8 protein-coding genes are annotated in these 8,956 nt (G+C 71.7%); 4 read left to right on the top strand and 4 right to left on the bottom strand.

The features are described 5' to 3' along the window. A partial coding sequence (locus VGX25_RS20020; protein WP_326919363.1) for an AAA family ATPase occupies window positions 1–1,101 on the top strand: 1,101 nt, incomplete at its 5' end. Between the two features lie 4 nt (window positions 1,102–1,105). Here VGX25_RS20020 and VGX25_RS20015 read toward each other — a convergent pair. Both VGX25_RS20015 and VGX25_RS20010 read right to left on the bottom strand, forming a co-directional pair. Next, window positions 1,106–1,528: a hypothetical protein gene (locus VGX25_RS20015; protein WP_326919362.1), complete on the bottom strand. Its 423-nt coding sequence runs from the start codon at window positions 1,526–1,528 to the stop codon at window positions 1,106–1,108. A gap of 138 nt (window positions 1,529–1,666) precedes the next feature. Continuing rightward, window positions 1,667–1,987 (bottom strand): GNAT family N-acetyltransferase, encoded by a 321-nt coding sequence (locus VGX25_RS20010; protein WP_326919361.1) that lies wholly within the window; start codon window positions 1,985–1,987, stop codon window positions 1,667–1,669. A gap of 55 nt (window positions 1,988–2,042) precedes the next feature. Between VGX25_RS20010 and VGX25_RS20005 the strand changes: the two genes are divergently transcribed. Both VGX25_RS20005 and VGX25_RS20000 read left to right on the top strand, forming a co-directional pair. Further along, window positions 2,043–2,984 carry a GNAT family N-acetyltransferase gene (locus VGX25_RS20005; protein ID WP_326919360.1) on the top strand — a complete coding sequence of 314 codons (942 nt, stop codon included), beginning with the start codon at window positions 2,043–2,045 and terminating at the stop codon, window positions 2,982–2,984. Window positions 2,985–3,002: 18 nt separating this feature from the next. Continuing rightward, window positions 3,003–4,493 carry a hypothetical protein gene (locus tag VGX25_RS20000; protein WP_326919359.1) on the top strand — a complete coding sequence of 497 codons (1,491 nt, stop codon included), beginning with the start codon at window positions 3,003–3,005 and terminating at the stop codon, window positions 4,491–4,493. Here VGX25_RS20000 and VGX25_RS19995 read toward each other — a convergent pair. Further along, the gene (locus VGX25_RS19995; RefSeq protein ID WP_326919358.1) at window positions 4,490–6,109 is read right to left on the bottom strand and encodes a sodium:solute symporter; all 1,620 of its coding nucleotides are present in this window, start codon (window positions 6,107–6,109) and stop codon (window positions 4,490–4,492) included. The two genes, VGX25_RS20000 and VGX25_RS19995, sit on opposite strands and share 4 nt — an antisense overlap. Beyond that, window positions 6,096–7,304, bottom strand: a complete 1,209-nt coding sequence (locus tag VGX25_RS19990) for an anhydro-N-acetylmuramic acid kinase (RefSeq protein WP_326919364.1) — start codon at window positions 7,302–7,304, stop codon at window positions 6,096–6,098. Before VGX25_RS19990 ends, VGX25_RS19995 begins: the two co-directional genes overlap by 14 nt. A 226-nt stretch (window positions 7,305–7,530) precedes the next feature. On the opposite strand from VGX25_RS19990, the gene ngcE reads away from it, so the two are divergent. After that, window positions 7,531–8,955 (top strand): N-acetylglucosamine/diacetylchitobiose ABC transporter substrate-binding protein, encoded by a 1,425-nt coding sequence (gene ngcE / locus VGX25_RS19985; protein ID WP_326919357.1) that lies wholly within the window; start codon window positions 7,531–7,533, stop codon window positions 8,953–8,955. The last annotated feature ends 1 nt before the right edge of the window (window position 8,956 follow it).

Here is an 8,956-nt window from a genome sequence, read left to right as displayed (position 1 = left end):
ATGGCCGCACGGGCCCGCGGGGCCGCGGTGGCCAACGCCGCGGTGCGCGGCGGCGAGCTGGCGCTCGAGCGGATCGCCCTGTCGCTGCGCCTGGCCGCGCAGGAGCGCGACGCCGTGGCCACCCAGCGGCAGGAGCGCGAGCGGGTGCTCACCGAGGTGCGCGGCAGCGTGCGGGAGCTGGGCACCCAGCTGGAGAAGCTGACCGACGCGGTGCACCGCGACGAGGTGCTGCGGGCCGAGCAGCGGCTGCGGCTCGAGCAGCTGGAGACCAAGATCGCCGAGGAGTTCGGTGTCGGGCTGGACGACCTGGTGGCCGAGTACGGCCCGACCGTGCCGGTGCCACCCGGCCCGATGGAGCTGGCCGAGTACGAGGCCGCGGCCGACCGGGGTGAGGACGTCGCCCTGCCGCTCGGCATCCCGTACGACCGGGACACCCAGCTGCGCAGGGCCAAGCGGGCCGAGCGCGACCTGGCCCTGCTCGGCAAGGTCAACCCGCTGGCGCTGGAGGAGTTCGCCGCGCTCGAGGAGCGCTACCGGTTCCTGTCCACCCAGCTCGAGGATCTCAAGGCCACCCGGCGCGACCTGCTGACCGTGATCAAGGAGGTCGACGACAAGATCCTCGAGGTGTTCACCTCGGCCTACGAGGACGTGTCGCGCGAGTTCGAGACGGTGTTCGCGGCGCTGTTCCCGGGCGGCGAGGGCCGGCTGGTGCTCACCGAGCCGGAGGACATGCTCACCACCGGCGTCGACGTCGAGGCCCGCCCGCCGGGCAAGAAGATCAAGCGCCTCTCGCTGCTGTCCGGTGGGGAGAAGTCGCTGGTCGCGGTCGCCATGCTGGTGGCAATCTTCCGCGCCCGCCCGTCGCCGTTCTACGTGCTGGACGAGGTGGAGGCCGCGCTCGACGACGTGAACATGCGCCGGCTGATCGGCCTGCTCGAGGAGCTGCGGTCCAGCTCCCAGCTGATCATCATCACGCACCAGAAGCCGACCATGGAGATTGCCGACGCCCTCTACGGCGTCAGCATGCGCGGTGACGGCATCACCCAGGTGATCTCCCAGCGCCTGCGTGGCCGGGACGAGGTCGCCCCAGCCACCGCGTAAGGCCTCAGGCGTTGGTGCGGCTCGCGGCGCGGAAGGTCAGGAAGGCGGCGGCGCCGGAGACGAGGGCGGCGAGCAGGCCGAGGAACAGGCCGAAGCCGGCGCTACCGGTGCCGAGGGTTGCGTCCGAGGCGGTGACCCAGCGCAGGAGGATGAGCAGCGCGGCGACGCCGCCGAGGACGAGCCAGATGAGCGGCAGGCGGGCGACCTCCACGCCGAAGTGCGGGGCGAGCACCAGACCGCCGGCGACCATCAGCAGGAGCACCGGGAACCAGGCGGTGAAGCCCGAGTTCCACGCGCTGAGCCCCTCGCTGATGCCGAACAACTCGAACGTGATCCAGTTGAAGAAGCTCACCAGGAAGGCGAACACGCCGGCCCCGATACCGGCCCACTCGAGCGGGGTGACCCGCTTGACGTCGAAGTTTGCCATTGAATGCGGCCCCTCTTCAGCAGCGTAGATGCGGACGGAACGTCCCGTGCAGGGGAGTATCGAGCGCACATCACGGGACCGGACGGCTCGCGACCCACGCCTGCCCTTCGGGGCACCGAAATCCGCCCCGGCGATCACTCAGGAGCGGTCGGCCCGCACCCGGTCGCGGTAGGCGTCGGCGACGACGTCGAGGTAGTCGGGGTGGCGGTTGAGCCAGCGGGCCACGAACGGGCAGACCGGGCGCACCGTCAGGCCCCTTGCGCGGATGTCGTCGAGCGCGGCCCTTGCCAGGGCGCCGCCGATGCCCTTGCCCTCGAAGTCGGCGGAGACCTCGGTGTGCCGCAGGGTGCGTGACCCGTTGGCGTCGCGGTAGTCGATGAACCCGGCCACGACGTCGCCGGACACCGCCTCGTACCGGTGCTGCTCGCGCGCGTCGCGCACCTCGATGTCAACCGCCATGACCCCACAGTAATCCGGTCGCGCGGACGCGAGGCCGCGGTTCAGGATCTGTCCCATGTACCCGATCCGTGCCGCGACCTCGACCGACCTGGACGAGGTGGTGGACGTGCTTGCCCGGCTGCAGGCCGAGCCGGCGCACCACATCGCCTACCACGGGGAGACCGCCGAGGAGATCACCGCCGAGCTGACCGGCATGCGCCCGGACTGGGCGTCGGGCACGCTGCTGGCCACCGACTCCGGCGGGCGGGTGCGTGGGGTGCTCAGCGTCGAGTCCGACGCCGAGGTCGGCCGGGCCTGGTTGCACGGCCCGTACGTCGACGTGCCGGCGAACCACCCGGCCGCCGCGCAGCTGTGGCACCAGACCGCCGACGCCCTGCTGGAGCGGGCGCTGCGGCTGCCGAGCCTGCGCGGGATCACCGACCTGGAGCTGTGCGGGCACCGGCAGCACCGGCTGCTGGCCGACTTCGCGGCCCGGCACGACTTCCACACCGGCAGGACCAGCCGGGTGTTCGTGCTGACCGGCGCCGGGCTGCGCGCCGTGCTGATCAGGGGCGCCGCCGAGGAGTCCACAGTGGATAGCGCGGTCCGGGTGCTGCCGGACGACCCCGGGCTGCGCGCGGCGGTGATCGCGCTGCACGAGCGCAGCTTTCCCGGCCGGACGGTCACCGGCCGGCAGCTGGTCGACGGCAGCCGGGGCCACTGCGTGGTGGTGCTGGCCGGCGCCCGCGGGCTGATCGGCTACGCGGCCGGCTACCCGCAGGAGGGCGAGCTGTACGTCGACCTCGTCGCGGTCGACCCGAACCGGCGCTCGCGGGGCGCGGGCCGGGCGCTGGTCCGCGGGCTGCTGCGCGAGCTGGCCGCCAGGCACGGCGCCCGCGCGCAGGCCGCGGCCGTGGTCGCGCTCGGCAACGACGCGTCGGAGCGGATGTTCACCGCGCTCGGCTTCACCCTGCACCTGGAGCTGGTGAGCTACCGGCAGGTGGCCGGCACGGGTTGACGGGTAGGGTCAGCGGCCGTGGCGGATGACCCGGTCGACGCGCAGCGACCCGAACTGTCCAGTCCCGAGGTGCAGGCACTCGTGCGGGCCATGGAGGCCGACGGTGTCGACCTCACCGATCAGGCCGCGGTGCGCGACTGGCTGGTGCTTTCCGGGCTCGACCCGTCGGCCGACGCCGATGCCGAGGGCTTCGAGTTCGACGACGATCTCGACGAGTTCGACCTCGACGAGGCCGTGTCGTTCAAGGAGGCGTTCGGGCTGCCGGACCGGCTGCCGCCGCTTCGCCTGCCGGAGGACGGCGAGCTGGCCGCCGGCGCGCGGACCAGCCCGCTGCTTGGCCGGGCCCGCCAGCTCGCCGAGTGGGTGGGCGAGGGGCGCGCGGTCACCGCCGAGGGCGAGCTCACCGGTCCGGACTGCGCGGCGGCGGCGAAGGCCCTCGGCATCGACGTGCCGGGGCCGGTCGAGCGGCTCGGCGACGTGCCCGAGCTGGCGCACCTGTGGGACCTTGCCGAGAGCGTCGAGTTCGTCGTGGTCGGCGCGGACGGGCAGGCCGGCGGCGGGCCGGGCCTGGCCGCGTGGCCGGACGGCGACGACGAGGAGGTGCTGGACATCTGGGCCACCGGGCTCGCGGTGACCATCACCAGCCTCGACCTCGACGCGGACCTGCACGGGGCGGAGGACGAGGTCGACTTCAGCGGGGCCGGCGGCGCCGTGCTGGTGTCGCTGTTCCTCGCCCGCAACGGCGGCATGCCGCTCGGCGAGGTGCGCGCGCTGGTCGACGAGATGGCGCTGGTGCCCGACTCCTGGGTCGGGCGGCACGGCGAGCCCGTGGACGTCCTGCTGGCCCGCCTCGACGAGCTGGGTGCGATCGCCCGCGACGGCGAGATCGTCCGGCTGACCCCGCTGGCCCAGTGGGCCGCCTGGTCGCAGCTGATGGACAGCGACGTGGAGGTGCCGCTGCTGCCGCCGGTCGAGGAGATGACCGCCGGCGAGCTGGTCGCCGCCGCCGAGGGGTTCACCGAGGACGAGCTGGCCGCCGAGATGTCGGCCTGGCTGGCGCTACGCTCCCCGGGCGCCGCGGCCGGGGAGCTGCTCGACGCCGCGGCCGCAGGCGGGCCCGCCGACCGGATGTACGCCACGTCCGTGGTGACCAGCCAACTCGCGGCCGACGCCGAGCCGCACTGGCGGGCCGCGCTGGACGACCCGCGGCTGCGCGCGTACGCCAAACTGGCGCTGGACCTCAAGCCGGCCTCGGAGGACCTCGCCTGGCTGCTGACCGACCTGCTGGCGGCGGTCTCCGAGTTCGACGGCCCGGACGAGATCGCCCAGCAGCTGGCCGACTCCGTGCCGCCCGGCAAGGAGCAGGAGATCATCGACCTGATGTGGCGGCTCCCGCACCCGGACGCCGGCGAGGTGCTGACCATGCTCGGCGCCCACCACCCCGACCGCGAGATCGCCAAGGCCGCGCGGAAGGCGGCGTTCAAGGCCGCCTCCCGCAACGGCAGCTAGGCCACCTGGGCCGCGGCGGCCTCCTCGACCTCGGGCTCCGGTTCGGACCGGTGGCGCAGGGACAGCAGGCCGCCCACGATCAGCGTGATGGTCACGCCGAGCAGGGTGTACCACCAGCTTGACAGCGTGAAGATGCCCTTGGCCGGCTCGGCCCAGCCGAAGTTGATCTCGATGGAGTCCCATGAGCGGCTCGGGTTCTGCGCCGCGGGCGCCCCGACGAACTTGACGCCGAGGATGACGAACGCCATCACGACCACGGTGGACACGAACGCGGCGATCGCGTCGGACTGCCGGGCCCGCTTGACGATCAAACCGAGCAGGAACGCGCCGAGCAGCGCGCCGTAGGTGTAGCCGGCGATGCCCAGCGCCTGCACCACGATCGGGTCGGTGGTCGTCTTGTTGTAGACGGCGAACCCGATCGAGCACAGGATCAGCAACCCGGCCCACGCCACCGTCCACACGCGACCCAGCCGCAGCCGCTCCTCCTCGCCGAGCGTGCGCCGGGTGATCCGCTCGTACACGTCGGTCACGGTGGCCGAGGCCAGCGCGCCGAGCGAGGAGCTCAGCGCGGCGGCCAGGATGCCGGCGATGACGAACCCGGACAGGCCGCTTGGCAGCTCGTTGACGATGAAGTGCCCGAACAGCTCGTCGTTGACGCCGAGGCCGAGCCCGCCCCGGTCGGTCGGGCCGGTCGGCGCGGCAGCGTTGTAGAACGCCCACATCATCACGCCGATCACCAGGAAGAACGCGAACTGCAGCAGAACCACCACACCGCTGGCGATCAGCGCCTTCTGCGCGTCCCGGGTGTCGCGTGTGGACATCAGGCGCTGCACGATCAGCTGGTCGGCGCCGTGCGAGGCCATCGAAAGCAGCATGCCGCCGAAGAACGCCGCCAGGAACGGGAACCCGGCGCCGGTGATCGGGTTGCTCGAGAAGTCGAACAGCTGCCACTTGTTCGCGTCGGTCGCCTTGCTGAACCAGCCGTCCGGCAGGGCGTTGGCCAGCGCGACCAGCACGATGAGGCCGCCGACGACGTACCAGAGCATCTGGATGGCGTCGACCCAGACCACGGCCCGCACCCCGCCGACGAACGTGTAGAACAGCATCGCGATGCCGAGCACGATGATGATCAGCCAGTACGGCGCGTCCACGCCGAAGCCGGCCAGCACCACCTTGATCGGGATCGCGGTGGCGAACAGCCGGATGCCGTCGGCGAGCAGCCGGGTGAACTGGAACGTCACCGACGCCGTCGCCCGCATGCCGCCGCCGAACCGCTGGCCGAGGAACGCGTACGCGGTGACCAGGTTGCCGGCCACGTACCGGGGCAGCAGGGTGTACGAGACGATGACCCGCCCGACGATGTAGCCGAACGCCAGCGTCAGGTAGGTCAGGCCGCCGGACGCCGGCGTCGCCAGGTACGCCACGACCGGGACGCTGAGGACCGTCAGCGTGGAGGTCTCCGCGGAGACCACCGACACGCACACCACCCACCAGGAGATCTTCTTCTCGCTGATGAAGTAGTCCGTCGCGGAGCGCTGCCGGCCGCCGATCCAGACGCCCAGCAGCGGCATCCCGACCAGGAAGATCGCGATGATCGCCAGGTCAAGCAGATCCATGTGTTCCTCCTCCAACGGGCTCGGGGGCATGTACCCGCAGCCGGGTGACTGCCGTGGTCACCGGATCGGGTAGGCACAGCGGGCCGCCGCCCGGGGTCACGCTGCCGAGCAGCCGCGGTCCGGCCGCGCCGGTCGCGCTCGGGGCGTTGCCAGGGGCGCCGACCCAGGTCAGGAAGCCGAGCAGGGCGGCGAGGTAGGCCTCCTTGGCGTCGGTGGGCAGGCCCAGCTCGTCGCTGGTGACCAGGCAGGCGGGCGCCAGGGTGCGGCGCAGCGCGGCCATGAGCACCGGGTTGCGCACGCCGCCGCCGGACGCCACCACCCGGCCGACACCGTGCGCGCGGCAGGCGTCGGCGACCGTGACCGCGGTGAGCTCCACCAGCGTGGCGAGCAGGTCCACCGAGGCGACGTGCGGCACGCCGTCCAGTACCGCACGCAGGTAGCCGGCGTGGAAGTGCTCCTTGCCGGTGGACTTCGGCGGTGGCTTGCCGTAGTAGGCGTCGGCGAGCAGCGCGTCGAGCAGGTCGGTGCGGACGCTGCCCTGCGCGGCCAGCTCGCCGTTGACGTCCCGCTGCCAGACCCCGTCGGAGATCATCCGGGCGGCGGCGTCGAGCAGGGCGTTGCCGGGGCCGGTGTCGAACGCCAGCGTGGTCCGGTCCGGGCCGACCACCGTGACGTTGGCGATCCCGCCGATGTTCAGCGCGGCCACCGGCTCGTCGGCGGCTGAATCCATGGCTCGATCCTGCAAGCAGATCTCGCGCAGCCACAGCGCGTCGAGGACCGCGGCCAGCGGGGCGCCGTGGCCGCCGGCGGCGACGTCGCGGGCGCGCAGGTCGGCCACCACGGGCAGGCCGGTTCGCTCGGCGATCCAGGCGGGCTGGCCGAGCTGCAGCGTGCCGAGGCACCGGCCGTCCTCCACCCAGTGGAAGATCGTCTGGCCGAGCGAGGCGACCAGGTCGGCCCGGCCGTCCGCCAGCTCGGTCAGCGCGCCGGCCGCCGCGGCCGCGAACGCCTGGCCCACCTCGGTGTCCAGCCGGCACAGCTGGCCCGCGGTGCACTCGGCGGGCGGCAGGGCGGCGAGCAGCGCGTCGCGCAACCCGTTGGGGTAGGGCACCTCCCGGTGCCCGAGCGGGAGGAGCTCGACGGTCCCGGCCGGCCCGATCCGGAGGTCGGCGGCGGCCACGTCGATGCCGTCCATCGACGTCCCCGAGATCAACCCGATCACTCGATACGACTCCACGACCTGTGGCCTATTCCACTTAGGGGACACCACGCAAGAGCTGAGGTTAGTTCTTGACCAAATTGATGTCCCTAGAGGTTGAACTTTGGCCAATAGAGGTATAGACACCCCGGTACGGTGTGACGCGGCGCACGGCTCGCGGCGGGTCACACCGGCCTCGACGACGACCGACAGGGAGATGGGGATGACGACCTATTCAGCCGACCGCAGCAGGCGTCAGTTCCTGCGCGCGGCGCTGGCCACCGGCCTGCTCGCGGTGCCGGGCTCGACCGCCCTTGCCGGTTGTGCCGGCGCCGGCGGCGGGGCGCAGGAGCAGGTCAAGGGCACCGAATCGGAGACCAACCCGCTCGGCGTCGACGCCAACGCCGGGCTGGAGGTCGTGCTGTTCGCCGGCGGCCTGAAGACCGAGATGCCCTGGGTGCAGAAGTCCTACAACGGGCTGTACCCCAACGCCAAGCTCAACGTGACCTCCACGGTCAACATCAACTCGCTGCAGCCGCGGTTCACCGGCGGCAACCCGCCGGACTTCGTCAACGACTCCGGCGCGCAGAAGATCCCGCTGGCCGCGCTGGCCGGCGCCGGGCAGCTGGCCGACCTCGCCGAGCTGATGGACGCGCCGTCGCTGGACGACCCGGCCAAGAAGGTGCGGGACACGATCATTCCCGACGCGATCCCGGTCGGCACCTACGACAACCAGCTGCTCGTCCTCAACTACGTGCTGTCCACCTACGGCATCTGGTACTCGCAGTCGCTGTTCACCAAGAACGGCTGGACGATGCCCAAGGAGTGGTCGGAGTTCCTGGCCTTCGCCGACGAGATGAAGAAGGCCGGGCTGTCCCCGATGGGCTTCGGCGGGACGAACGCCACCAGCTACGTCTACGAGATGATGCTGACCATGGCCGGCAAGGCGGGCGGCCCGGACGTGGTGAAGAGCATCGACAACCTCGAGCCGAACGCGTGGAAGCAGGACGCGATCAAGCAGGCCGCGTCGGCGATCGAGGAGCTGGCGCGCAAGCAGGGGTTCCTGCCGGGCAGCCCGGGTCTGACGCACACCCAGGCGCAGACCGAGTTCGTCAACGGCAAGATCGGCTGCTACCCGAGCGGGTCGTGGCTGGAGAACGAGATGAAGTCGGTGTCGCCCAAGGGTTTCGACATGGTGATGGCGCCGACGCCGCGGCTGAGCTCGTCGGACAAGCTGCCCTACGAGGCGGTGCACGCCAACGCCGGTGAGCCGTTCATCGTGCCCAAGCAGGCCAAGAACGCCCGCGGTGGGCTGGAGTTCATGCGGCACATGCTCAGCGTGGACAACGCCAAGGCCTACAGCGAGTTCACCGGATCGCTGACCATCGTCAAGGCCTCGCACGACAAGGTGCAGAGCGACAGCACCGCGTTGAAGTCGGTGAAGGCGGCGCTGTCCGCGGCCGGCAGCAACACGTTCACGTTCCTGGCCCAGGACTGGTACGGCGACCTGAAGAAGAACATCGCCACGGCGGCCGTTGCCGACCTGCTGGCCGGGCGCACCAACGCCGACGGCTTCCTCACCGCGGCCCAGGCCGCGGCCGACAAGATCGCCGCCGACGCCAACGTCAAGAAGTTCAAGCGAAGCTGAC

It is taken from the genome of Actinophytocola sp., assembly GCF_035942955.1.
Lineage (GTDB): Bacteria > Actinomycetota > Actinomycetes > Mycobacteriales > Pseudonocardiaceae > DASYTH01.
The sequence above is the reverse complement of the archived record's forward strand: the minus strand, read 5'-3'. Positions and strand labels throughout refer to the sequence as shown.

Coding starts and splice junctions, on each gene's coding strand:
- VGX25_RS20015 (WP_326919362.1), bottom strand. CDS start 1,528: ATGGCAAACTTCGACGTCAAGCGGGTCACCCCGCTCGAGTGGGCCGGT.
- VGX25_RS20010 (WP_326919361.1), bottom strand. CDS start 1,987: ATGGCGGTTGACATCGAGGTGCGCGACGCGCGCGAGCAGCACCGGTAC.
- VGX25_RS20005 (WP_326919360.1), top strand. CDS start 2,043: ATGTACCCGATCCGTGCCGCGACCTCGACCGACCTGGACGAGGTGGTG.
- VGX25_RS19995 (WP_326919358.1), bottom strand. CDS start 6,109: ATGGATCTGCTTGACCTGGCGATCATCGCGATCTTCCTGGTCGGGATG.
- VGX25_RS19990 (WP_326919364.1), bottom strand. CDS start 7,304: ATGGACGGCATCGACGTGGCCGCCGCCGACCTCCGGATCGGGCCGGCC.
- ngcE (WP_326919357.1), top strand. CDS start 7,531: ATGACGACCTATTCAGCCGACCGCAGCAGGCGTCAGTTCCTGCGCGCG.